Consider the following 22,240-nt stretch of genomic DNA (forward strand, 5'->3'; position numbering starts at 1 on the left):
GCACGAGGCCCTCGAGCATCACGGTATCTCGGAGTACTGCGCCAGCGATAGGGCTCGGTCAGCCGCGCGGATGCACGGCGACGGGCTCGGGAGCGACGGCGATCCGCACGCGATCGCCGAAGGCCGGGTGGATGCCCGGAGCGTGCTGGAGGCGCACCAGCTCGCCTGATTCGGTGCGCACGAGCGTGCGGCGCATGCTGCCGAGGAACGTGCTCTCCTGCACCAGCGCATCGGTCGCGGCATCGGCCTCGGATGCGAAGTGCACGTTCTCCGGGCGCAGATACACGTCGACGGGGCCGTCGGCCGGCGACTGCAGGGGAAGCTTCTGACCCCACACGACCACGTGATCACCCTCGGCGACGCCCGAGACGACGCTCGAGAGTCCGACGAAGGCGGCGACGCCCGCCGTGGACGGCGTCGTGTAGAGCTGCTCCGGGGTACCGATCTGCTCGATGGTGCCGGCGTTCATCACGGCGATCCGGTCGGAGACCGCGAGGGCCTCCTCCTGGTCGTGCGTGACGAACACGGTGGTGATGCCGAGCCGCAGCTGGATGCGCCGGATCTCATCGCGCAGCTGCACCCGCACCTTCGCATCGAGGGCAGAGAGCGGCTCGTCGAGAAGCAGGACCTTCGGCTCGGTGACCAGAGCGCGGGCGAGCGCGACGCGCTGCTGCTGACCTCCGGAGAGCTGATGCGGGTAGCGATCGGCGAAGTCCGAGAGCCCCACGAGCGCGAGGGCATCGAGGGCGCGCGTTGCCGCCTCGGCCTTGCCGACGCCGCGGCGACGCAGCCCGAACGCCGTGTTCTCCGCGACCCGCAGGTGCGGGAACAGGGAGTACGACTGGAACACCATGCCGATGTCCCGCTTGTTCGTGGGCACCCGGGAGACATCGTTGCCGCCGAGCAGCACCGCACCGCTGTCGAGCCCCTCGAGTCCGGCGAGCACGCGAAGCAGCGTCGTCTTGCCGCAGCCGGAGGGGCCGAGCAGCGAGACGAACTCACCGGGGGCGATGTCGAGATCGACGCCGTGCAGCACCGTGTTGCCCGAGTAGCTCTTCACGATGCCCTGCAGCTGCACGCGTGTGCCCTCTCCGGCTTCGGCGAGCAGCATGTTGTCGGCGGTCTGGGGGAGGGTCATGAGCGGGCCTTTCCGGTGCCGCGGGCGACGCGGCCGATGAGAAGCAGAAGCAGGAAGACGAACAGCAGCGCCAGCAGGGTGAAGATCGCCGGAGCGTACGGATCCTGCTTCTGCACGACGACCATGGCCGTCTGGAACACCTGGCGGTTGAGGAGCGAGGCGATCGTGAACTCGCCGAGCACGACGGCGATCGAGATGAGAGACGCCGCGAGGAGTCCCTGACGCAGGTTGGGAGCGAGCACCTTCAGCACGACGGTAGGCCAGCCGGCGCCGAGGGATCGGGCGGCTTCGGCGAGCGTGCGCAGGTCGGCGGCGTCGATGGAGGCCTGGATCGAGCGGTACGCGAACGGCAGCACGGTGATGCCGTAGGCGAAGGCCAGCGTCCACGTGCCGGTGCCGAGGGTGCGTCCGATCTGCAGGTAGATCGGTGCGAGACCCACGACCAGCACGATCGCGGGGATCGAGATCGGCAGCAGCACGGCGAACTCGAAGACGGGTGTGAGCTTCGCGAAGCGCAGGTTCACCAGGATCATGGTCGGTGCGAGCAGCAGGAGCACGATCGCGACGGTCACGACCGCGAGGACCAGGGAGTTGCCCAGGCCCATCCAGATCGGCCTGATCGCCGCCGACTTCGCGGGATCGAAGAGCGCGGCCCACCGCTCGAGGCCGAGACTGCCGTCGGTCTGGCGCAGCGTGTAGAGCAGGGTCGAGACGAGCGGGATCGCGAAGAATGCGCCGACGACCACGCCGATGATCCAGCGGGTCGCGAGTGACGGGCCGAGACGGTTCATGACTGCCACCTCGCTGCCCGACGCTGGATGAGCGAGTACAGGGCCATCACGACTCCCACGATGACGATCATGCCGAGCGCGAGCGCGCCGGCGAGATTCTCACGGCCGAGAAGGGTCTCGCTCGTGAGGGCGGCGCGGATCTGCAGCGGCACGATCTGCGAACCCTGACTGGCGAGGGCGGCGGCGGTGGCGTACGACGAGAAGGCGTTCGCGAAGAGCAGCAGGAGGCTCGCGAGGAACGAGGGTGCGAGCACGGGGACGCCGATGCGCAGCCAGAAGCTCGCGCGCGTGCCGCCGAGCGTGAGGTTCGCCTCGGCCCACTGCGGCTTGAGGGCTGCGAGGGCGGGCATGAAGGTGATCACCATGAGCGGGATCTGGAAGTAGATGTACGGGAGGATCAGCCCGGGAAGCTCGTAGAGCCACGTGCCGTTCGCGAAGATGTCGATGCCGAGGTCGTTCTTGAGGAAGAGGGTGACGACCCCCTGGATGCCGATCGTGGCGATGAAGGCGAAGGCGAGCATCACGCCGCCGAACTGGGCGAGGACGCCGGCCGCAGCATCCACGGTCGAGCGCACGGCGCCGTCCGGGTTCATCCCGAGCAGGGCATAGCAGACCAGAGCACCCGCGATCGCGCCGACGACGGCGGTCAGCAGCGACAGGCCGGCGGAGTTGGCGAACGTGGTGAGGACGACGGGGTCTGCCAGGGCCGACAGGTTCGACCAGGTGAACGACCCGTCCTTCGTGAAGAAGCCGGAGCCGATCGCGAGGAGGGTGGGAACGGCGAGGAAGAGCACGACGTAAGCGGCGAACGGCACGAGACCGAGCCAGGCGACGGACGGCGCGGAGCGCTGGGCCCGCGACGAGGTCGCAGGCCCAGCGCTGTGCGCTGCGGGGGAGACGGGGGCGGATGCCGTGGCATCCGCCCCCGCTGCGGTGGCAGTCGTCACTGGACCGCCGCGGCCCACTTCTCGCCGAGCAGCGTGCCGGCGTTCGTCGACTGCTCCTCGGTCGGGACGACCGTCTCGCTGGGGACCTCGGGAAGAGCAGCAGCCAGGTCGGCGTCGATGGTGCCGGCCTCGGTCATGGCCTCCATGCGGGCCGGGCGTGCGCCGCCCTTCAGCCACAGGTTCTGCACCTCGTCGCTGTAGAGGAACTCCTGCCACAGGCGTGCGGCGGCCGGGTTCGGAGCATCCTTGTTGATCGCCTGGTTGTAGTAGCCCGCGTAGCCGGTGCCGTCGAGGACGACGACCTTCCAGTCCTTGTTGTCGGTGGCGTGCGCCGCGTTCAGGTAGTCCCAGTCGAAGACGACAGGGGTCTCGCCGCTGGCCACGGTCGCGGTGGTCACGTCGACCTTGAGCAGGTTGCCGGCCTTCTGGAGGTCGGAGAAGAAGTCGATGCCGGGCTGGAAGTCGTCGAGGGTGCCGTCGGACTGCACGGTCGCGAGGCCCACGGCGGCGAAGGCCGCGCCGGCCTGCGTCGGGTCTCCGTTGATGGCGACGGCGCCCTTGTAGGCGGCATCCTTCAGGTCGTCGAGCGACTCGGGAGCGTCGAACTTCGACGAGTCGTAGCCGATCGACATGTATCCGCCGTAGTCGCCGACGAAGAGGCCGGTCGGCTCCTTGAGAGCGTCGGGGATCTCGTCCCACGTCTGCACCTGGTACGGCGCGAAGACGTCGGTGTTCTGCAATGCGACGGTCAGACCCAGGTCGAACACGTCGGGCGCGGTGTCGAGGCCCTCGTTCGTCTTCGCAGCCTGGATCTCCTCGGCGCTCGACACGTCGGGAGAGGCCTCGTTGATCGTGATCTCGGGGTACTTCTCGGCGAAGAGGTCGAGGATCTCGCCGTAGTTCGCCCAGTCACGCGGAAGCGCGATGACGTTGAGCTGGCCCTCGGCCTTCGCGGCCTCTTCGAGGTCGGAGAAGGAACCGAAGTCCTCGACCGAGGTCGCGGATGCGGCGTCGACAGCGTCGCTGCCTGCGGCCGGGGTCTCCGCGCCGGTGGCGCAGGCGGTGAGACCCAGCGCGGCGGTCGTGAACAGGGCGATGCCGGCGCCGATTCGTGCGCGGCGGTGGAAGTTGGTCATCAGGGTCCTCTCGGTGCCCGGCGCTGTGAGCCGGATTCGGGTTGCGAGAGGACACTATGAGCCGAGGGTTGCCGATGATCGCGGCTCGGGTGAACGACAGGTGTCGAGGGTGTGACGGGTCGGACTGCAGTGGCGTTCGAGGTGCCGCGTGGTCTGACATCCTGGACGGATGGACATCGGCAGTGTGCTCGGGCTCGAACAGCTCACCTGGGGCACGCTGATCCTCGTCGTCGTCGCGGCCTTCGCTGCCGGGTGGATCGATGCGGTGGTGGGAGGGGGCGGTCTGCTGCAGCTCCCCGCCCTGCTGCTGATCCCCGGGATCTCGCCGATCCAGGCTCTCGCGACCAACAAGCTCGCCTCCGTGTTCGGCACGGCCACGAGCAGCGTCACCTACTACCGACGTGCGAAACCCGATATCCGCACGGCTCTGCCGATGGCCGCGATCGCCCTGGTCGGATCGTTCGGGGGCGCTGCCGTCGCGACTGTTCTGCCGGCGGCCGCCTTCAAGCCGATCATCGTGGTCGCGCTGCTCGCCGTCGCGCTCTTCACCGCCTTCCGCCCGCAGATGGGCGCCGCGACGCGGCTGCGCTTCAGCGGGCACAAGCACCACATCATGGCGGGTCTCTCAGGTCTCGTGATCGGCTTCTACGACGGTCTGATCGGGCCGGGCACCGGCACGTTCCTGGTGATCTCGCTCGTCGCGCTGCTCGGCTACGACTTCCTGCAGGCGAGCGCGAAGGCGAAGATCGTCAACCTGGCCACGAACACCGGCGCCCTGCTGCTCTTCATCCCGCACGGCGCCGTGCTGTGGCTGCTCGGCGGCATCCTCGCGGTCGCGAACGTCGCCGGCAGCTACCTCGGATCCCGCATGGCCATCTCGCGCGGCACGACCTTCATCCGCGTCGTGTTCCTCGTCGTGGTGGTCGCCCTCATCGCCAAGCTCGGCGTCGACGTGTGGAACGAGAACATCGTTCCGGCGCTCGCGCAGCTGCACTGAGCATCCGCCCTGGCGCACCTCCGCCCCCGCGCCTCCGCGTGCGCTCCGGCATCCGCCTGCGCTCCGGCATCCGCTCGCCGTCCGCGCGGTGTTCTGCGCGTGTATCGGCCGGATTCGGCGAGTCCGGCCGATTCTGACGCATTCGGCCGAGCGGGGGATGCGCGGTGCATGCGTCCGGGATCCGGCCTGGCGCATACGCAGAGACCCCGCTCCGCTGAGCGGAACGGGGTCTCGGTGCGACGGGCGATGTGGCGTCAGGCCTCGTCGTCCTCGGGCTCGAAGTCGACGCCGGCCTCGGCGCGCTGCTCGGCCGTGATCGGTGCCGGAGCGGCTGTCAGCGGGTCGAACCCGTTGCCCGACTTCGGGAAGGCGATGACGTCGCGGATCGACTCGGTCTTCGACAGGTGCTGCAGCACGCGGTCCATGCCGAGGGCGATTCCACCGTGCGGCGGGGCGCCGAACTTGAAAGCGTCCAGCAGGAAGCCGAACTGCTCCTGCGCGACCTCGTCGCTGATGCCCATGACCTCGAACACGCGCTTCTGCACGTCTTCGCGGTGGATGCGGATCGATCCGCCGCCGAGCTCGGAGCCGTTGCACACGATGTCGTATGCATAGGCGAGAGCCGAACCGGGGTCGGTGTCGAACGTGTCCTGGAACTCGGGCTTCGGCCCCGTGAACGCGTGGTGCACGGCCGTCCAGGCTCCGGCGCCGACGGCGACGTCACCCGACGCCACGGCATCCGCTGCCGGCTCGAACATCGGAGCGTCGACGACCCACGTGAACGCGAACTCGTCGGGGTTCAGGAAGCCGAGACGACGTCCGATCTCGACGCGGGCGGCGCCGAGCAGTGCACGGCTCTCCTTCGTCGATCCGGCGGCGAAGAACACGCAGTCACCCGCGGATGCGCCGACGAACTCGGCGAGGCCCGCCTGCTCCGCCTCGGACAGGTTCTTGGCGGCGGGGCCGCCGAGCGAGCCGTCCTCGTTGAAGAGGACGTACGCGAGGCCACGCGCACCGCGCTGCTTGGCCCAGTCCTGCCACGCGTCGAGCTGCTTGCGGGGCTGGCTCGCACCGCCGGGCATGACGACCGCGCCGACGTACTCGGCCTGGAACACCCGGAACGGGGTCTCGGCGAAGTACTCGGTCGCCTCGACCAGCTCGAGTCCGAAGCGCAGGTCGGGCTTGTCGGAGCCGTACTTGGCCATCGCCTCGGCGTAGGTCATGCGGGGCAGCGGGGTCTGCACATCGACGCCGATGGTCTTCCACATCGCGACGATGAGCGACTCCATCAGCGTGATGACGTCTTCCTGGTCGACGAAGCTCATCTCGATGTCGAGCTGCGTGAACTCCGGCTGGCGGTCGGCGCGGAAGTCCTCGTCGCGGTAGCAGCGGGCGATCTGGTAGTACTTCTCGACGCCGCCGACCATGAGCAGCTGCTTGAACAGCTGCGGCGACTGCGGCAGGGCGTACCAGCTGCCCGGGTGCAGACGGGCGGGCACGACGAAGTCGCGGGCGCCCTCGGGCGTCGAGCGCGTGAGGGTCGGCGTCTCGACCTCGGTGAAGTCCTCGCCGTGCAGCACATCGCGGACGGCCTTGTAGACGTTCGAGCGCAGACGCAGAGCGGATGCCGCGGCGGGGCGACGCAGGTCGAGATAGCGGTACTTGAGGCGCGCCTCCTCGCCGACCGTCTCGGTGTCGGCGACGGCGGTCGACACCTGGAACGGCAGCGGAGCGGACTCGTTCAGCACCTCGACGTCGGTCGCGATGAGCTCGATCTCGCCGGTGGGCAGGTTGGGGTTCGCGTTGCCCTCGGGGCGACGCGAGACCTCGCCGGTGACCTTGAGGACGAACTCGTTGCGCAGCGGGTGCGCGATCTCCTCATCGCGGATGACGACCTGCGCGATGCCGGACGCATCCCGAAGATCGATGAACGCGACTCCTCCGTGATCACGACGGCGATCGACCCAACCCGAGAGGGTGACGGTCTGACCGATATGCTCGGCTCGCAGTGAGCCTGCCGAGTGGGTGCGAAGCACGGAGGATTCCTCCTGATCTGGGAAATGATGAACCCGCCCATTCTACGTGGGCGGGTGTCGCCTCCTCTGCCCGCGGCATATCGGTCAGTAGGATCGCCACGACAGAAAGGGTCACCATGGACTCCAACGGCATCTCCGACCTGTACGCGTCGATCTTCTCCGGCACGACCGGACTCATCGTGCTCGTCTTCTACGTCCTCGTCGCGGTCGGTCTGTGGAAGGTGTTCACCAAGGCGGGGTACCCCGGCATCCTCGCCGTCATCCCGATCGTGAACGTGGTGTTCCTCGTGAAGATCGCGGGGATGTCCGGCTGGCTCGCACTGCTCTATCTCATCCCCGTCGTCGGCTTCATCTTCGGGATCATCGTGGCGGTGCGACTCGGCGAGCGGTTCGGCAAGGGCGGGCTCTTCTCCTTCTTCCTGCTCTTCGTCTTCCCCTATATCGGGTATCTCATCCTCGGCTTCGGCGACTCCCGCTACAGCAGGGCGTGACGTGGTGGCATCGCGACTGCACCTCGTCCGCCACGGCGAGGTGCACAACCCGAAGCGCGTGCTCTACGGTCGGCTCCCCGACTATCACCTGAGCAGGGCGGGACGGAAGATGGCTCGAGCCGCCGCCGATCACATCGCCGGGCTCGATCGTCCGGTCGCGGGGCTCTACTCCTCTCCGCTCGAGCGGGCGCAGGAGTCTGCTGAGCCGTTCGCCGAGCGCTTCGGCCTCTCGCCCGAGATCGACATCCGTCTGATCGAGCCGACCAACGTGTTCGAGGGCACGCAGATGCGCCGCTCGCTTCTGAACCCGCTCAAGTGGTGGCACCTGCGGCAGCCGTCGCTGCCCAGCTGGGGTGAGCCCTACGCGTCGATCGCCGAGCGGATGCTGGGCATGATGGCCGAGGCGTGGCGGTCGGTCGACGACGGCGATCTGGTGATGGTGTCCCATCAGGCGCCGATCTGGATCACCCACCTCCGGGTGGCGGGTCTGCCCCTGCAGCACGACCCGCGCACCCGGCGCTGCGCACTGTCGAGCGTCACCTCGTTCGAGCTGGTGGGCGACGTGTGGCGTGAGGTCGATTACGCCGAACCTGCGGCGACCGGCGGTGCGGTGGACGTGGGAGCAGTCTGACCCCTCGCCTCGGTCTCCCTTCCGCTGCGGTCAGTGCGCCATCAGCGACTGGATGACGCCGACCGCCGCCATCTGACCGGCAGCGGACGCGAGCAGCACCGATGCCATGGGTCCGGGAAGCGACGCCCGGTGCGCGAGGTCGCCCGCCGCGAAGACCCCGGGCTGCGATGTGCGCCCGAAGTCGTCGATCTCGATCGAGCCGGAGGGCAGCAGTTCCAGGCCGAGCTGATCGGCGAACGGCGCACGGTGGCGCAGTGAACCGGATGCCACGAACACGCCGGCCACGGTGTGCGCGGTCGACGCGGTGGTGATGCGCACATCAGCCCCCTCCGGCGCGACGGCGGCGACCGGTTCCGCGCTGACCCGAACGCCCAGCCCTTCGAGAGTCCGCGTCTCGTCGGCCGCGAACGGCTGCTCGACAGGGAACACCGTGATGTCGCCGACGATGCGCCCGAGCAGCCCGATCAGGTGCTCGGCGCGAGGAGCGGGTCCGAGGATGCCGATCGAGCGACCGGCGTGCTCGTGACCGTCGCAGAACGGGCAGCTGAAGGCCTTCGTGCCCCAGAGGTCCTGAAGTCCGGGGATGTCGGGGAGATCATCGGCGACGCCGGTCGCGAGGACGACATGTCGGGTCTCGACCGTCTCGCCGTCGGCGAGTCGTACGACGAAGCCGCCGTCTGAGCCGGTCACCGTCTGTGCTCCGACGTCGCGGAGCTCGACATCCGGGTACTCGGCGAGCTGAGCTCGCGCCGTCGCGCGGAACTCCGCCGGGGGAGTCCCGTCGTTCGCGACGACGTTGTGCATGTGCAGCACGGCGCCGTTGCGGTATTCGCCCGAATCCAGAAGCAGCGTGGGGCGGTGCATCCGCCCGAGGGTCAATGCCGCCTGGAGGCCGGCGGGGCCTGCGCCGATCACGATCACGTCATACATGTGGGGTCCTTCCGAGGGGTGCTCGCTTGCGTTCGTCCTCAGTCTGTGACTTCATGTCAACATGAAGTCAAGCATCGAGAGTCCGTGGTCCGTGGGAGAGGTCGCCGAACGCTTCGAGCTGCCCACGAACGTGCTCAGGCACTGGGAGTCGGTCGGCCTGCTGCGCCCCGCGCGGGACCCCGCAGGGAGGCGCCGCTACGGCCAGGACGACGTCGTGCGCATCGCCGTCATCCAGCGCAGCAAGGCAGCCGGGATGACCCTCGATCAGATCGCCGTGCTCCTCGACGACGGCAGTGCGGGGCGTCACGAGGTGCTGCAGCGGCACCTCGACGATCTCGATCGGCGCATGGAGGACATGCGCCGTTCGCGGGAGATGACCGAGCACGCGATGGGATGCCGGTCGCACGACATCGCCACCTGCCCGCGCTTCCGGGCCAGCGTGGAGGACGTCCTCGCGCGTCTCTGACGGCGGGCGAGCACCCCCGGGGCATCCGGCCCATGCATAGGAACCCCCGCGTAAACTGGGAATCGTGCCACTCGCCTCGACGGTTCGTCCGATCCGCAGCGGCCGCTCCTCCCGCATCCGGCCATCTCGCCGCGCGGTCGGGGCCGCGCTCGCCGCGGTGCTCGCCATCGGTCTGAGCGCCTGCGCTCCCGATCCCGTGAACGACTCGTTCCTCAGCGGTGACAACCCGGGCTATGTCGCGGCAGACGGAGCGATCGTCGAGATTCCGGTCGCCGAACGCGGCGAACCCGTCACCGATTTCGGCGGACTCACCGAGGACGGCGAGGACTTCTCCAGCTCTGACCTCGCGGGCAAGGTCACGGTCGTCAACTTCTGGTACGCCGGATGCGCCCCGTGCCGCCTCGAGGCGGAAGACCTCGAGAGCGTCTGGCAGGAGCATGGCGGCGACGACGTCGCCTTCTTGGGCATCAACACGCGCGATCAGGCCGACACCGCGAAGGCGTTCTCCGCCGAGTTCGGTGTGACCTACCCGAGCCTCATCGACGTCGACACGGCCGAGGCGAAGCTCGCCTTCGCGTCGTCGGTGCCGATCCAGGCGACCCCCACCACTCTCGTGCTCGACAAGCAGGGTCGCGTGGCCGCCCGCATCATCGGGCCCATCGACGGCACCTCGATCCTCTCGACGCTCGTCAAGGACGCGCTCGCGGAGGACTCGTGAGTCTCCCGGGAGCGGCGTGAACCCCGAAGTCATCATCGGATCGGGAGCCCTCTGGCTCGCGATCCCCGTCGCGCTGCTCGCGGGCCTCGTGTCGTTCCTGTCGCCGTGCGTGCTGCCCCTGGTGCCGGGCTACCTCGGATTCCTCGGGGGAGCGGTCGCCCCCCGCCGCGTCCCGAACCCGACGGACGGCTCGGCGGTGTCGACGGGCGAGGCCCCCGCTCGCGGCCGACTCGTCGTGGGCGTGCTGCTCTTCATCCTCGGCTTCAGCCTCGTGTTCGTGTCCCTCACCGCGCTCGGCGGGCTCGCCAACGTCTTCCTGCTGCAGTGGGGCGAGCTGATCACTCGCATCCTCGGCGGCGTGATCATCCTGATGGGCCTCGTGTTCCTCGGTCTGTTCGGGTTCGCCCAGCGCGAGCTGCGATTCCACGTCGACTCGAAGGCCGGCCTGATCGGCGCACCGCTGCTCGGCATCGCCCTCGGCATCGGATGGGCGCCGTGCCTCGGACCCACGCTCACCGCGATCTTCGCCCTCTCGTTCAACGCCGGCGACCCGGTGCGGGCGGGCCTGCTCGGGCTGGCGTACTCGCTCGGCCTCGGCATCCCGTTCCTGCTGGTCGCGCTCGGCTTCGGATGGGCGACGAAGGCGATCGGATTCCTGCGCCGGCACATCCGCGTCGTGAACGTGATCGGCGGCGTGCTGCTCATCCTCCTCGGCCTGCTGATGGTCACGGGGCTCTGGACGGACATCATGTCCCGACTGACGGCGGTGATGAGCAGTGTCGACCTCCCGATCTGATCAGAAGAAGACGCATCGGAAGGATGACGTGAGCAGTACAACCGAGAGGTCGAGCGATCCGCTCCGGCCGTCCGACCACGTCGACGGCGAGGAGTCGATCACCCAGCCCCGCCTCGGATTCGTTGGCTGGCTGCGCTGGGGATGGCGTCAGCTGACCTCGATGCGCACCGCGCTGATCCTGCTCCTCGTGCTCGCGATCGCGGCGATCCCCGGCTCGATCTTCCCCCAGCGGATGGCCGACCCCAACGGCGTCACGCAGTGGGAGCGCGACAACCCCGATCTCTTCCCCGTGCTCGACGGGCTGAAGATGTTCGACGTCTACCTCTCGCCGTGGTTCTCGGCGATCTACCTGCTGCTGTTCGCCTCGCTCGTCGGCTGTGTGATCCCGCGCATCCGCCACCATGCGAAGGCCCTGCAGGCACGCCCCCCGCGCACCCCTGCACGTCTGAAGCGCCTCGCCGACTTCCGCGCGGTCGAGCGCGCCTCGACGGACGCTCCGGCAGAGGCCGCCGCATCGATCGACATCGCGCAGAAGCAGCTCAAAGCTCTGGGCTACCGGGTCGAGCGGTACGACGACAAGCGATCGTCGTCGGTCTCGGCCGAGCGCGGCTACTGGCGTGAATCGGGCAACCTGCTCTTCCACCTCGCTCTCGTCGGCGTCCTGATCACGGTGGGCGTCGGGGGAGGGTTCGCGTACACCGGACAGCGTGTCCTGGTCGAGGGCGAGACGTTCGCGAACACCCTGCTCGACTACGACTCGATGAACCGCGGCCGCTTCGTGAGCGACGGAGCACTCGCGCCCTACTCGATGCGTCTCGACAGCTTCGACGTCACGTACCAGCCGTTCGGCGAGCCGGGCTCGGGCCAGGCCGGCGACTTCTCGGCCAACGTCACCGTGCAGGAGAACGGCGAGGAGCGCACCGGATCGGTCAAGGTCAACGAGCCCCTCGGCGTCGCCGACGACAACGTCTTCCTGCTCGGCAACGGCTACGCGCCGACGATCACCGTGCGCGACCCCGATGGGGACGTGGTGTTCACGAACAGCACGCCGTTCCTGCCGCAGGACAACAACATGACCTCGCTGGGCGTCATCAAGATCCCCGACGGCCTCAGCGAGCAGGTCGGCCTCGTCGGCTTCTTCTACCCGACGACGGGGGTGCTCGACACCGGCGCGTTCTTCTCGGGATTCGGCGACCTCACCAACCCGACCCTCACGCTCGACGTCTACACCGGCGACCTGGGCATCAACGAGGGCATCCCGCGGTCGGTCTACGTGCTCGACACCACTGGCATGACCAAGGTCACCGGGCGCACGACGGACCTCGAATCGATCGAGCTGGCACCCGGACAGACGGCCGACCTGCCGAACGGCATGGGAACCGTGACCTTCGAGGACGAGTCCCCGGCGGGTGCGACAGACGCGTCGCAATCGGTCAAGCGCTTCGCCTCGTTGCAGATCCACCGCGACGCGTCTGGCCCCTGGGTGCTCGGCTTCGCGCTTCTCGCGCTCGGCGGTCTGATGCTCGCCCTGTTCATCCCGCGACGCCGGGTGTGGGTCAAGGCGACGGCACAGGACGGCGCCGTCTCTCTCGAGTACGCCGGTCTCGCTCGCGGCGAGGACCCGACGCTCGCGACGGCCGTCGACGACCTCGTGGCAGGTCATGCGCGTCTGATGGACGCGGCCGGGGTCACGACGGCGGTCGAGGTCGACGAGCCCGACACCGACACCGACGCCTCAGAGGCTGAAGACCCTGAGGCTGACGGCTCCGACGCCGATGGCTCCGACCAGGCGGCGACGGCACCCGAGACGCCCGCCGACCGCGACTCCGCGCGCCCCGCATCCGACACCCCGAAAGTAGACTGACACCATGTTCGATCTCGAAGTGATCTCGCCGATCCTGCTGTGGACGGCGATCGCGATCTATGCGGCGGCCTTCGTGGCCTATGCCTTCGACCTCGCCCGTCGGTCGCAGCTGTCCGCGGACGCGGCGACCGTGCAGGAGTTCGAACTCGTCGGAGCCGGAACCCGCTCGCGCGGCGGCAAGGCGGCGACGGCTGCCGCGGCATCCGGATCCGACGTCGCTCCGCAGCGCTTCGTGATGGCCCGCATCGGGACCTCGCTGACCGTGCTCGCGTTCATCTTCCATCTCGCCGCCACGCTCACCCGTGGTCTCGCGGCCGGGCGAGTGCCGTGGGCCAACCTCTACGAATTCGCGATGATGGGAACGCTGCTGATCGTCGCCGTGTTCCTGGTGGTGCTGACGCGCATCGATCTGCGCTTCCTCGGCACGTTCATCACCGGTCTGGTGGTCGTGCTGCTGGGTCTCTCCGCCACGAACTTCTACGTCGACGTCTCGCCCCTGATGGACCCGCTGAAGAGCGTGTGGCTGGTGATCCACGTCTTCGTGGCCTCGCTCGGCACCGCGTTCTTCGCTCTGGCCTTCGCCCTCTCGGTGATCCAGCTGATGCAGTCGCGTCGCGAGCGCCTCATCTCCGAGGGCGCGGAGAAGACCGGCCCCGGATTCCTGCGCACGTTCCCCGGGTCCGAGCGGCTCGAGAGCATGGCCTACCGCTTCACGATCATCGGCTTCATCCTCTGGACGTTCACGCTGATCGCCGGCTCCATCTGGGCCTACTACGCCTGGAGCCGCTTCTGGGGCTTCGACGTCAAGGAGACCTGGACCTTCGTCATCTGGGTTCTCTACGCCGGATACATCCACGCTCGCGCGACGCGCGGCTGGCGCGGCAACCCCTCGGCGTGGCTGGCGATCGTCGGCTTCTCGGCTGTGCTCTTCAACTTCACCATCGTCAACGTCTTCTTCAAGGGTCTGCACGCATACTCGGGCCTCAGCTGAGCGCCCGAGCGCGGCTCATCTGAACGAGCGCAGTCCGAAGGGGATGACCTCGGAGTGCTCGGCTCCGTCTTCGTACCAGACGAGCTCGACTTCGCTGATGGTCTCGGCGGGGCGCGAGCTGAGCGAGCGCCGCGACTTGTGCGACAGTTCCGTCCACGCCGCGGGCGCGAGCGTCTTCGCATAGATCACCGACAGGTGGAACGTCCAGTCGTCCGTGCTGCGCTCGTCGAGACGGCGGAAGTCCGTTCCCTCGAGCGCTTCGCTGAGCGTGGAGTACGCCGACACGATGGATGCGGTGCGCCGCAGCCGCAGGATGACGACCTGCCAGGGTGCGGGGAACACGTCGACGGCCTCGGCGACGACCTCGATCGGACGCTGCGCCACCGCCCACTCGCGGATCAGCGCGAGCAGCTCTTCGCGGCGCTCGGGCTCATGGAACGCGCGCAGGGTGACGTGCTCGGTGTGCGGGTGCGGAGCATCCATCCGGCCGAGCGCCGACCTCTGCTCGGCCCGGTACACGTCCGACACGGCCCGCGTGGGTCGCAGCACGAGATACTGCTGTCCCTCGAGTGACTCGAGCTGGGCGGGAGAGGTCATGAAGGGGCGACGCATCCTCTGATCGTACGTGCGCGGGCACACGTCCGAATACCGTTCGATCTCGAGCGGGCACGGATTCGGAGCGGATACAGGACGCGCCGCGCATCGTGATCGATGCGCGGCGCGTCCTGCGTCGTGGTCCGAAGCGGTGCTCGGCGAGGTGGTTCACGCCGTCGCGAGGGCCGCCTTCACGGAGGTGGTGCGCCGCAGCGCCACCGCGACGGTGGTCGCGACGAGCGACAGCACGCCCCAGACGATGAGGGCTGCGGCTGCGCCTCCGTTCGCGGTGATCAGCCCGGCGAACGCGGGGGAGGTCGGCAGCGATGCGCCGAGATCCGCCAGCCATCCCGGCACGGTCGAGATCAGACCGGTCGCGATCGCGAGCACGCCGACGAGCGCGCTGACCCAGCGGCCGACGCCGCCGAAGACCGCGACGAGTGCCTGGTTCACGGCCGCGAAGGCGACCCCGGAGAGCACGGCGATTCCTGCGAAGGCCCACCAGGCCGCAGCGTCATAACCGGCGACGATCTGCACGATGAGCGACACCAGCAGACCCTGGGCTGCACCGATAGCGGCAGCCGGGGCGAAGGCGCGCAGGGCGAGTCCGGCCGACGAGCGCCGGGAGGTCAGGGTGCGCGCGGTGTAGGCCCGCATGACCAGGAACGAGGCGAGAGACCCGAACCACAGCACCACGGCGGCGAGCAGCGGAATCGCGGTCGGGCCGAAGATCGTGGCGCCGTCGGTGCCCTTGGACGCCACCGGATCGGCGATCACCGACGCGAGCGAGGTCGACTCGGAGTCGCTGAACGAGGGGAGCGAATCGGATGCGGTGTGCAGGCCGCTCGCGAGATCGCCGGTTCCCGTGGCGAGGGTGTCGAGGCCGGTCGCGAGCTCGTCGGCACCGGTCGCGAGCTCGGTCGCTCCGTCCGACAGCTGGGATGCGCCCGTCGCCAGTGCTCGTGCACCGCTCGCCGATTCGTCGAGACCCTGCGACGCCAACTGGTTCAGACCGTCCGCGAGACCCGTCGCCCCCGCACCCGCCTCGCCGAGCTGGGCCGCGAGCGTGGCGGGCAGCGTGGCCAGCTGCTGGACACCGGCGTCCGTCTGCGTGGCACCGGCCGAGAGCGCGGCGATCTGATCGCAGTACTCCTGAGGGAACCCGCTGGGCACGCAGGTTTCCGCGAGCTGCTGCAGGCCTGTCGCCAGCTGCGCTGACCCGGCGGCGAGCTGCTGGGCGCCACCGGCCTGATTCTGCAGCTCCGTCGCGCCTGCGGTCAGCCCGGTGCCGATCTGGCTCGCGCCGTTCGCGGCCTCGCGGGTCTTCGACGCGAGTGTGTCGAGCCCGGATGCCAAGGAGGATGCGCCGTTTCCGAGCTCCGTGGCACCGGAGGCGAGCTGAGTCGCGCCGTCGGGGATCGCCGCGGCTCCCGTGGCCGCATCCCGCGCGCCGGTGGCGAGTTCGCCGGCGCCGTCCGCGGCCTCGCCGATCTGGTCTCCGATCGTGGTGAAGCCGACGAGGATGTTCTCCGTCGTCGCCTCCGACAGCAGTGTGCCCATGCTCGAGGCCGCCACGTTCGCGATCTGACTCGTGATCAGGTCATCGGCGACGAGCCCGTCCTCCGGGGTGGTGACCTGGATCGTGGCCTGCTCCGCGTCGCCGCCGCCGTCCGAGATCGCCTGCCCCGCCGAGGTCGCTGCGGCCGAGAACTCCTCGGGGATCGTGATGACGGCCTGATACGAGCCGTCGGCGAGACCGTCGGCGGCGTCGTCCTCGTTCGAGATCACCCAGGTGAGGTTGGAATCGAGCTCGTCCGATCCTTCGACGAGCCCCGAGGCGAGCTGTCGACCGAGCGGAGTGAGCTGCCCGTCGATCTCGACGGGCTCGTCGAGGTTGACGATCGCCGCGGTCATCGACTCGAGACGCTCGGTGGGATTCTGCAGGGCAGCGACCAGGATGCCGCCCACTGCCGCGGGAAGCAGCAGGACGCCGAGGATCGTCAACCACGTGATGGGCTTGCGCGAACGGGCGCGTTCGATGGGGAGGGTCATGCGTTCACCTCGGTCGATTCGGTGGTGCCGTCGACGATGCGGGGCACCGGGGACTCGGATTGCGACTGTGCGGCTGGCGCGTCGATGTCGATCGTGTCAGCCGATGAACGGCCGGCATCGGCCAGGATCTCCAGGGCCGCCTGGGGATCGAGCGCGGTGAGCAGCATCGCCGTCGTGCTGCGGGAGTCGCGCAGTCGCGCCGCGAGCTGATCGCGTTCGGGGCGGGAGAGCCGGTCGGCTCCATCGATCACCACGAGAGCCGGCCGTCCGCGCAGTGCCTCGGCGAGGTCGGCCGACAGGCTCGCGGCATCCACGGCCATGACCGCTCCGACATGCGCCCGCACCCACGCGGATCGACCGGGCAGAAGGTGGCCTGCGACCCGGAGGCGGCCGTCGTCCGCAGTCGCACGCCCGGCGATCGTCAGAGCGAGCGCACGCAATGCGCCGGCTGACGATCCGGTGAGCACGGCGGAGGCCCCGGGTGCCAGGCGCAGGTGGAGGCCGTCGATGCCGGCATCCGTCATCGTGAGGTCGTCGGCGGCGACGATCGAGTCGTCGCCCGGCCAGCCCGCCAGGTGACGCTCGCGTTCGACCGCCTCTCCTTCGATGTCGACGCTCGGGAGGATCCGCTCCAGCCAGGCCGGGATCTCCCACGCGCGCTCCCCGAGGATGGCCATGAGTGCAGGGATCAGCGTCATCCTCACCAGGAACGCGTCGATCGCGATGCCGGCCGCGAGGCCCAGCGCGATCGGCTTGAGCGACGAGTCGCCTTCGGGGACGAACGCCACGAAGACGGCGAACATGATGAGGCCGGCAGCGGTGACGACCTTCGCCGATCCCGTGAAGCCGCTGCGCACGGCACGCAGTGCCGCGGCTCGGCGAGTCGCGCGATCGGGGCTCCTGCCGTCGGGATCGTGCACGAAGTCCTCGCGCATCCGAGACACCAGGAACACCTGGTAATCCATCGCGAGCCCGAACAGCACACCCATCAGGATGATCGGCATGAAGCTGATGATCGGACCGACCTTCGCGACATGGAGGGCGTCGGCGAACCAGCCCCACTCGAACACGGCTCCCACGATGCCGAACGCGGCGACGATCGAGAGCAGATAGCCGGCGGCTGCCGTGACCGGCACCCAGAGTGAGCGGAACACGATCGTGAGCAGGATCAGGGACAGGCCGATGACGAAGATGCCGAACGGGAGAAGGGCGTTGCCCAGCTGGTCGGAGATGTCGATGCCCACCGCGGTGAACCCGGTCACCTTCAGGTCGATGCCGAACTCGTCGAGCCACTCGTCGTGGTGCGAGCGCAGCTCTCGCACGAGATCGGCCGTCGCGGGGTCATCGGGTGCGGTCTCGGGGATGATCTGCACGATGCCGGTGTCTGCGGTCTCGTTCGGGGTGGCGAGGGCGACCTCCTTGACCCCGTCGATCTGGGCGACCTCGTCGCCGAGATCCTCCATCAGGGTCAGCGGATCGGTCGACGTGACGATCGTGCCCGTCAGGATCAACGGTCCGTTGAACCCGGGACCGAACTGCTCGCCGACCAGGTCGTAGCTCTGCCGCGCTTCGGAGTCCTGCGGCAGCACGCCCGCGTTGGGCAGCGCGAGATTCAGGCTGAGGGCGGGCACGGCGACGATGCCGAGCCCGAGCACGACGGCCAGGGATACGAGGATCGGACGCCGGGTGACGCCGGTCACCCAGCGCTCGCTGAAGCGACGGCGCTGCGCGGGGGCTGCCTTGCCCTTCTTCGCCTTCGGAGCCCGGCGCGGTCGACCGGCGACGCGGCCCTTCATGAAGCCGAGCAGAGCGGGGGTGAGCGTCACGGCGATGGCGACGGCGACCGCGACGGCGGCGGAGGCCGCGATGCCCATCGTCGTCAGGAACGGGATGCCCGCGAACCCGAGTCCGATCAGGGCGATCAGCACGGTCACGCCCGCGAAAACCACAGCCGAGCCTGCCGTGCCCACAGCCCGCGCTGTCGACTCCTCGGGGTCGACTCCCTCGCGGACCTGATCCTGGTGCCTGGCCATGATGAACAGTGCGTAGTCGATTCCGACGGCGAGCCCGAGCATCAGGGCGAGGAGGGGAGTGGTCGACGAGACCGTGGCGAAGGCGGTGGCGGCGAAGATGCCGGCCATCGAGATGCCCACACCCAGCACGGCCGTGAGCAGCGGGAGTCCTGCGACGACGAACGAGCGGAACGTGACGATCAGCACCAGCAGCGCGATCAGCAGACCCACGGCCTCGGTGAGCGTGACACCGGGGATGGAGGTGGCGAAGAGCTCTCCGCCGAGGGAGGTCTGTGATCCGTCCGGCAGCTCATCTGCGAGTTCGGCCACGACGGCTCGCAGGTCATCCTGCGTCTCCTCCGAGACATCGCTGGCCTGGCCGTCGAACTGCAGGCGGATGATACCGGCCGTCTCGTCGTCGTTGATCATGCCGCTGACCATCTCGTCGAACGGGGAGGTCGCCGAGAGCACCGAGTCGTCGAGGTCGGCGAGCTGGTCGACGGCATCCTCGATGTCGGTCTTATATGCGTCATCCGTGATCGAGTCGCCGTCGGCGGCGACCACGATGATCTGCGCGCTGGTGCCGCTGACCGCGGGGAACGAGCGGTTGAGCTGCTCGAGGCCGGCCTGGGACTCGGTGCCCGGGATCGAGAAGGAGTTGTCCGTGCCAGCCCCGAGGACGAGGGCGCCGGCCCCCGCGATGCCGAGGGCGAGCAACCAGGAGACGAGAACGCGCCACGGGTGCCGGTAGGACCAGCGACCGAGCGAGGACAGGAGTGTGGACACGAGGCTCCTCAGGGAATACGGGCTGGATACACAGGTGTATCCAATACATACCTGTATCGTAAGGTGGTCCGAGCCCCGGAGTCTGTGTGCGGGGTGTGAGAATGAGAGGCAGGAGGATTCGATGACGACACCCGCCACCCGCAGCCGGGAGAACACGCGAGCCCGGCTTCTCGATGCGGCCGCGCAGGTCTTCGCCGAGGTCGGCCTCGACGGCGCCTCCGTCGAAGCGGTCTGCGATCGCGCCGGGTTCACCCGCGGCGCGTTCTATTCGAATTTCGAGTCGAAGGACGAGCTCTTCCTCGTGCTCGCCGGCAGCGTCGGCGAGCAGCGCGTCAATGCGGTGCGTGACCGCGTCGACGAGATCGCCGCCGAGGGCGGTCTGTCAGAGGGATGCGACCCGGTCGAGCTCGTCCAGCGGATCATGGACGCGGGCGGCGATGACCGCCTCGGCGTCATGCTGATGAGCGAGATCCGGATCCGTGCTCTGCGTGACCATCAGTTCGGCGCTGCCTACCTCGTGCAGGAGCGCGAGATGGTGTCGAGCATCGCCGTGATCATCACGGACATCGTCTCGGTGAGCTCGCTCGAGCTGAAGGTTCCCGCCGAAGAGGCCGCGCGCATGCTCATGATCATCTGGGAGGGCATGACCGTTCGCGGAGCGATGGCCGGTCAGGACTCCGACCAGCTGCGGCATTCCAGCGGCGAGGAGCTGGGGCGCCTCGTGCAGCTGCTGCTCGCGGAGTGACCTCGCAGACGAACGGCGGTCAGCGCGCGTCGAGCACGGCGTAGCACCGCGTGAGGCGATCGAGCCACCAGTCCCGTCGGTCGTCCGAGGCGGCGAGCCGCGCCAAAGCATCGGGATCCGGGGTGACCCGAGCTGCCGGGATCGAGCCGTCCACCGGGCGCAGGTCGGCGACGTCGTCGAGGAACAGGGATGCCGTGCCGAGCCCGCAGTCGTAGTCGAGAGTCGGCAGGGCGGCGGCGAGCGCCGCACCCTGGGAGAGTCCGATCGCGGTGTCGAGCGCGCTGGAGACCACGACGGGCAGGCCCGCGGCGGTGATGATCTGCAGCGCATGCGTGATGCCCCCGAGCGGCTGCGCCTTGATGACGAGCAGGTCGGCGGCCTTCTCGCGCGCGACCGCGAGCGGGTCGGAGGACTTGCGGATGCTCTCGTCGGCGGCCACCGGAATGCCCATGTACTTCACCCGGGTGCGCAGTTCGGCGAGCTCCGGCACTGTCGCGCACGGCTGCTCGACGTACTCGAGATCGAACTCGTTGAGCGCATGCACGGCGTGCTCGGCCTCGTCGACGTTCCACAGGCCGTTGGCATCGACGCGGATGCGACCCTCCGGCCCCATGGCCTCGCGCACGGCCCGCACACGGGCGATGTCGTCTGCGAGCGTCTGCCCGGGTTCCGCGACCTTGACCTTGGCGGTGCGGCAGCCGGCGAAGCGGGCCAGCACTTCGGCGACCTGCGCCGCCTCGACAGCCGGGATGGTGGCGTTCACGCCGATGCGCTCGCGGAGAGGTTCGGGCTGCGTCCTCCAGGCGAAGTCGATCGCCGCCGCGAGCCAGGTGGCCGACTCGAGATCGTCGTACTCGACGAACGGAGAGAATTCCGCCCATCCCTCCGGCCCTTCGACGAGCAGCGCCTCTCTCTTGTCGACCCCGCGGAAGCGGGTGTGCATCGGAAGCGAGACGACCCTGGCCGAGCCGAGCAGATCTGCGAGCGGTGGGAGCATGTGCTCATTCTGCTCTGTCGACGCCTCGTCGGGGATCCGCCGTGCCGACGGGTCCGCCTCAGCGCAGGCGCTTCTGCAGTTCGCCCATCCGCTCGCTGGGGCGGAACCCGAGCGCGGTGTTGACGGCGAGCATGTGCGCGTTCGACTCGGCGTTGTAGGTGTAGACGGCGCGGGTCTGCGGCGCCTCCCTCTGCAGCATCCGGAGATTGGCTGCCTTGACCGCGATGCCGAGCCGGTGCCCCCGGTCCGCGGTGCGCACGAGCGTGCCCCACTGATAGGCGTTGCCGTCGTCGGTCGACACGACGAGCTGCGAATACGCCGCTGCCTCGCCGTCGGCCGCGAGGGCGATGGCCCCGAACGACACGCGCCTCTGGCGGTCGAGCAGTTCCTCGCTCTCGCGGATGCTGTCGACATCGGGTCTCTGGGGTTCGATGGCGAGTTCGCCGGTCGGGGCTTCGGTCTCGAGGGCGGCGTCGAGGATCGTCCAGCGTTCCACGACCTCATCGGGGATGCGGCCGACCCAGCTGCGGATCTCGTACGGAGCGATCGCCGATGCGATGTCGCTCTCGATCCGGTCGAGCAGTGCGGGGTCGACCGGGAGGTCGAGCCTGCTCTGCACGTCGCCGAGGGCCAGGCTGTAGCCGCGGGCGCGTGCGAACTCACGCCCCGGCGATCCGGCACCTTCCGAACCGAGTGCGTGGCGCCACGACGTCGCCCCCTGCGCGATCGTCCGACCGGACGCCGTGACCTCTGCCTCGAGGAACGCGAGGGCCTCGGAGCCGATGCCGCGCCGTCGGTGCTCGGGCGGCACGCTGATCGCGAGATGGGCGACGTGGGTGTTGTCCTTCAGGGGGAGCGCGAGGCTCGCGGAGCCGACGATCCGGTCGGCGTGGCGCAGCAGATAGGCGCGTCGATCGACGACGGCCGACTCCTGCTGCAGCTCGCTGCGCGACTCCTCGAGCGACCACACGACGGCATCCGCGCCGCGATCCGCGCGTTCGGCGGTGGCGTACGCATCCCACCACGCATCGACGGACCGGTCATCGGTCGCGTCGATGCGGAGGATCTCGATCGCCATGCGACCACCGTACGCGCCTTGTCCTTCACATAAATGTGTGATTG

At 68.9% G+C, this 22,240-nt stretch carries 20 protein-coding genes; 9 read left to right on the forward strand and 11 right to left on the reverse strand.

The features are described from left to right. Positions 1–58: 58 nt before the first annotated feature. Genes ACIPV5_RS06115 through ACIPV5_RS06130 form a run of 4 tightly spaced genes read right to left on the reverse strand, consistent with a single transcriptional unit; the run spans position 59 to position 4,012 of the window. Positions 59–1,138, reverse strand: coding sequence for an ABC transporter ATP-binding protein (locus ACIPV5_RS06115; protein ID WP_056277111.1), 1,080 nt, complete (start codon positions 1,136–1,138; stop codon positions 59–61). Beyond that, positions 1,135–1,929: an ABC transporter permease gene (locus ACIPV5_RS06120; protein WP_053098861.1), complete on the reverse strand. Its 795-nt coding sequence runs from the start codon at positions 1,927–1,929 to the stop codon at positions 1,135–1,137. The genes ACIPV5_RS06115 and ACIPV5_RS06120 overlap by 4 nt, the downstream gene beginning before the upstream one ends. Then, the gene (locus tag ACIPV5_RS06125; RefSeq protein ID WP_285365078.1) at positions 1,926–2,876 is read right to left on the reverse strand and encodes an ABC transporter permease; all 951 of its coding nucleotides are present in this window, start codon (positions 2,874–2,876) and stop codon (positions 1,926–1,928) included. The genes ACIPV5_RS06120 and ACIPV5_RS06125 overlap by 4 nt, the downstream gene beginning before the upstream one ends. Next, the gene (locus ACIPV5_RS06130) at positions 2,873–4,012 is read right to left on the reverse strand and encodes an ABC transporter substrate-binding protein (protein WP_053098863.1); all 1,140 of its coding nucleotides are present in this window, start codon (positions 4,010–4,012) and stop codon (positions 2,873–2,875) included. The genes ACIPV5_RS06125 and ACIPV5_RS06130 overlap by 4 nt, the downstream gene beginning before the upstream one ends. A 169-nt stretch (positions 4,013–4,181) precedes the next feature. Here ACIPV5_RS06130 and ACIPV5_RS06135 point away from each other — a divergent pair, with 169 nt between their 5' ends. Further along, entirely contained in the window at positions 4,182–5,009 is an 828-nt protein-coding gene (locus ACIPV5_RS06135) for a TSUP family transporter (protein WP_056277117.1), read from the forward strand. A gap of 254 nt (positions 5,010–5,263) precedes the next feature. On the opposite strand, the gene aspS is transcribed toward ACIPV5_RS06135, so the two are convergent. Beyond that, positions 5,264–7,045, reverse strand: a complete 1,782-nt coding sequence (gene aspS / locus ACIPV5_RS06140; RefSeq protein ID WP_053098865.1) for an aspartate--tRNA ligase — start codon at positions 7,043–7,045, stop codon at positions 5,264–5,266. Between the two features lie 116 nt (positions 7,046–7,161). On the opposite strand from aspS, the gene ACIPV5_RS06145 reads away from it, so the two are divergent. Together ACIPV5_RS06145 and ACIPV5_RS06150 are read left to right on the forward strand one after the other, a co-directional pair. Continuing rightward, on the forward strand, positions 7,162–7,536 hold the full coding sequence (locus ACIPV5_RS06145; protein ID WP_400340343.1) for a DUF5684 domain-containing protein: 375 nt from the start codon (positions 7,162–7,164) through the stop codon (positions 7,534–7,536). A 1-nt stretch (position 7,537) separates the two neighbouring features. After that, positions 7,538–8,167 (forward strand): histidine phosphatase family protein, encoded by a 630-nt coding sequence (locus tag ACIPV5_RS06150; protein ID WP_187249997.1) that lies wholly within the window; start codon positions 7,538–7,540, stop codon positions 8,165–8,167. Between the two features lie 30 nt (positions 8,168–8,197). Here the strand turns inward: ACIPV5_RS06150 and ACIPV5_RS06155 are convergent, their stop codons facing one another. Then, positions 8,198–9,097, reverse strand: a complete 900-nt coding sequence (locus ACIPV5_RS06155) for an NAD(P)/FAD-dependent oxidoreductase (RefSeq protein ID WP_400340346.1) — start codon at positions 9,095–9,097, stop codon at positions 8,198–8,200. A gap of 61 nt (positions 9,098–9,158) precedes the next feature. Between ACIPV5_RS06155 and ACIPV5_RS06160 the strand changes: the two genes are divergently transcribed. The 5 genes from ACIPV5_RS06160 (at position 9,159) to ccsB (ending at position 13,932) form a co-directional block, all read left to right on the forward strand. Further along, positions 9,159–9,563 (forward strand): MerR family transcriptional regulator, encoded by a 405-nt coding sequence (locus tag ACIPV5_RS06160; RefSeq protein WP_400340348.1) that lies wholly within the window; start codon positions 9,159–9,161, stop codon positions 9,561–9,563. A 64-nt stretch (positions 9,564–9,627) separates the two neighbouring features. Next, the gene (locus ACIPV5_RS06165; protein ID WP_082297998.1) at positions 9,628–10,281 is read left to right on the forward strand and encodes a TlpA disulfide reductase family protein; all 654 of its coding nucleotides are present in this window, start codon (positions 9,628–9,630) and stop codon (positions 10,279–10,281) included. 16 nt (positions 10,282–10,297) lie between these two features. Further along, complete coding sequence (locus ACIPV5_RS06170; protein WP_400340350.1) at positions 10,298–11,077, forward strand: cytochrome c biogenesis CcdA family protein; 780 nt, start codon at positions 10,298–10,300, stop codon at positions 11,075–11,077. A gap of 28 nt (positions 11,078–11,105) precedes the next feature. Beyond that, positions 11,106–12,941: a cytochrome c biogenesis protein ResB gene (locus tag ACIPV5_RS06175; protein WP_400340352.1), complete on the forward strand. Its 1,836-nt coding sequence runs from the start codon at positions 11,106–11,108 to the stop codon at positions 12,939–12,941. 4 nt (positions 12,942–12,945) lie between these two features. Continuing rightward, on the forward strand, positions 12,946–13,932 hold the full coding sequence (gene ccsB, locus ACIPV5_RS06180) for a c-type cytochrome biogenesis protein CcsB (RefSeq protein WP_072590806.1): 987 nt from the start codon (positions 12,946–12,948) through the stop codon (positions 13,930–13,932). A 15-nt stretch (positions 13,933–13,947) separates the two neighbouring features. On the opposite strand, the gene ACIPV5_RS06185 is transcribed toward ccsB, so the two are convergent. From ACIPV5_RS06185 to ACIPV5_RS06195, 3 genes are all read right to left on the reverse strand, one after another. Continuing rightward, a complete protein-coding gene (locus ACIPV5_RS06185) occupies positions 13,948–14,529 on the reverse strand; it encodes a 2'-5' RNA ligase family protein (protein ID WP_083569431.1) in 582 nt (193 codons plus the stop codon). 165 nt (positions 14,530–14,694) lie between these two features. Continuing rightward, entirely contained in the window at positions 14,695–16,578 is a 1,884-nt protein-coding gene (locus tag ACIPV5_RS06190; protein ID WP_400340354.1) for a YhgE/Pip domain-containing protein, read from the reverse strand. Then, positions 16,575–19,376: an MMPL family transporter gene (locus ACIPV5_RS06195; protein ID WP_400340356.1), complete on the reverse strand. Its 2,802-nt coding sequence runs from the start codon at positions 19,374–19,376 to the stop codon at positions 16,575–16,577. The genes ACIPV5_RS06190 and ACIPV5_RS06195 overlap by 4 nt, the downstream gene beginning before the upstream one ends. Before the next feature lie 121 nt (positions 19,377–19,497). On the opposite strand from ACIPV5_RS06195, the gene ACIPV5_RS06200 reads away from it, so the two are divergent. Further along, positions 19,498–20,121, forward strand: a complete 624-nt coding sequence (locus tag ACIPV5_RS06200) for a TetR/AcrR family transcriptional regulator (protein ID WP_053098875.1) — start codon at positions 19,498–19,500, stop codon at positions 20,119–20,121. A gap of 19 nt (positions 20,122–20,140) precedes the next feature. On the opposite strand, the gene ACIPV5_RS06205 is transcribed toward ACIPV5_RS06200, so the two are convergent. Next, positions 20,141–21,118 carry an o-succinylbenzoate synthase gene (locus ACIPV5_RS06205; RefSeq protein WP_056277139.1) on the reverse strand — a complete coding sequence of 326 codons (978 nt, stop codon included), beginning with the start codon at positions 21,116–21,118 and terminating at the stop codon, positions 20,141–20,143. 58 nt (positions 21,119–21,176) lie between these two features. Continuing rightward, the gene (locus ACIPV5_RS06210) at positions 21,177–22,196 is read right to left on the reverse strand and encodes a GNAT family N-acetyltransferase (protein WP_053098877.1); all 1,020 of its coding nucleotides are present in this window, start codon (positions 22,194–22,196) and stop codon (positions 21,177–21,179) included. Between the last annotated feature and the right edge of the window lie 44 nt (positions 22,197–22,240).

The sequence above is a fragment of the Microbacterium sp. NPDC090014 genome (genome assembly GCF_044748285.1).
GTDB lineage: Bacteria > Actinomycetota > Actinomycetes > Actinomycetales > Microbacteriaceae > Microbacterium.

What these genes read in the sequence shown, in the direction of transcription:
- ACIPV5_RS06115 (WP_056277111.1), bottom strand. Translation starts at nt 1,138, where the DNA reads ATGACCCTCCCCCAGACCGCCGACAACATGCTGCTCGCCGAAGCCGGA.
- ACIPV5_RS06120 (WP_053098861.1), bottom strand. Translation starts at nt 1,929, where the DNA reads ATGAACCGTCTCGGCCCGTCACTCGCGACCCGCTGGATCATCGGCGTG.
- ACIPV5_RS06130 (WP_053098863.1), bottom strand. Translation starts at nt 4,012, where the DNA reads ATGACCAACTTCCACCGCCGCGCACGAATCGGCGCCGGCATCGCCCTG.
- ACIPV5_RS06135 (WP_056277117.1), top strand. Translation starts at nt 4,182, where the DNA reads ATGGACATCGGCAGTGTGCTCGGGCTCGAACAGCTCACCTGGGGCACG.
- ACIPV5_RS06145 (WP_400340343.1), top strand. Translation starts at nt 7,162, where the DNA reads ATGGACTCCAACGGCATCTCCGACCTGTACGCGTCGATCTTCTCCGGC.
- ACIPV5_RS06155 (WP_400340346.1), bottom strand. Translation starts at nt 9,097, where the DNA reads ATGTATGACGTGATCGTGATCGGCGCAGGCCCCGCCGGCCTCCAGGCG.
- ACIPV5_RS06160 (WP_400340348.1), top strand. Translation starts at nt 9,159, where the DNA reads ATGAAGTCAAGCATCGAGAGTCCGTGGTCCGTGGGAGAGGTCGCCGAA.
- ccsB (WP_072590806.1), top strand. Translation starts at nt 12,946, where the DNA reads ATGTTCGATCTCGAAGTGATCTCGCCGATCCTGCTGTGGACGGCGATC.
- ACIPV5_RS06185 (WP_083569431.1), bottom strand. Translation starts at nt 14,529, where the DNA reads ATGACCTCTCCCGCCCAGCTCGAGTCACTCGAGGGACAGCAGTATCTC.
- ACIPV5_RS06190 (WP_400340354.1), bottom strand. Translation starts at nt 16,578, where the DNA reads ATGACCCTCCCCATCGAACGCGCCCGTTCGCGCAAGCCCATCACGTGG.
- ACIPV5_RS06200 (WP_053098875.1), top strand. Translation starts at nt 19,498, where the DNA reads ATGACGACACCCGCCACCCGCAGCCGGGAGAACACGCGAGCCCGGCTT.
- ACIPV5_RS06205 (WP_056277139.1), bottom strand. Translation starts at nt 21,118, where the DNA reads ATGCTCCCACCGCTCGCAGATCTGCTCGGCTCGGCCAGGGTCGTCTCG.
- ACIPV5_RS06210 (WP_053098877.1), bottom strand. Translation starts at nt 22,196, where the DNA reads ATGGCGATCGAGATCCTCCGCATCGACGCGACCGATGACCGGTCCGTC.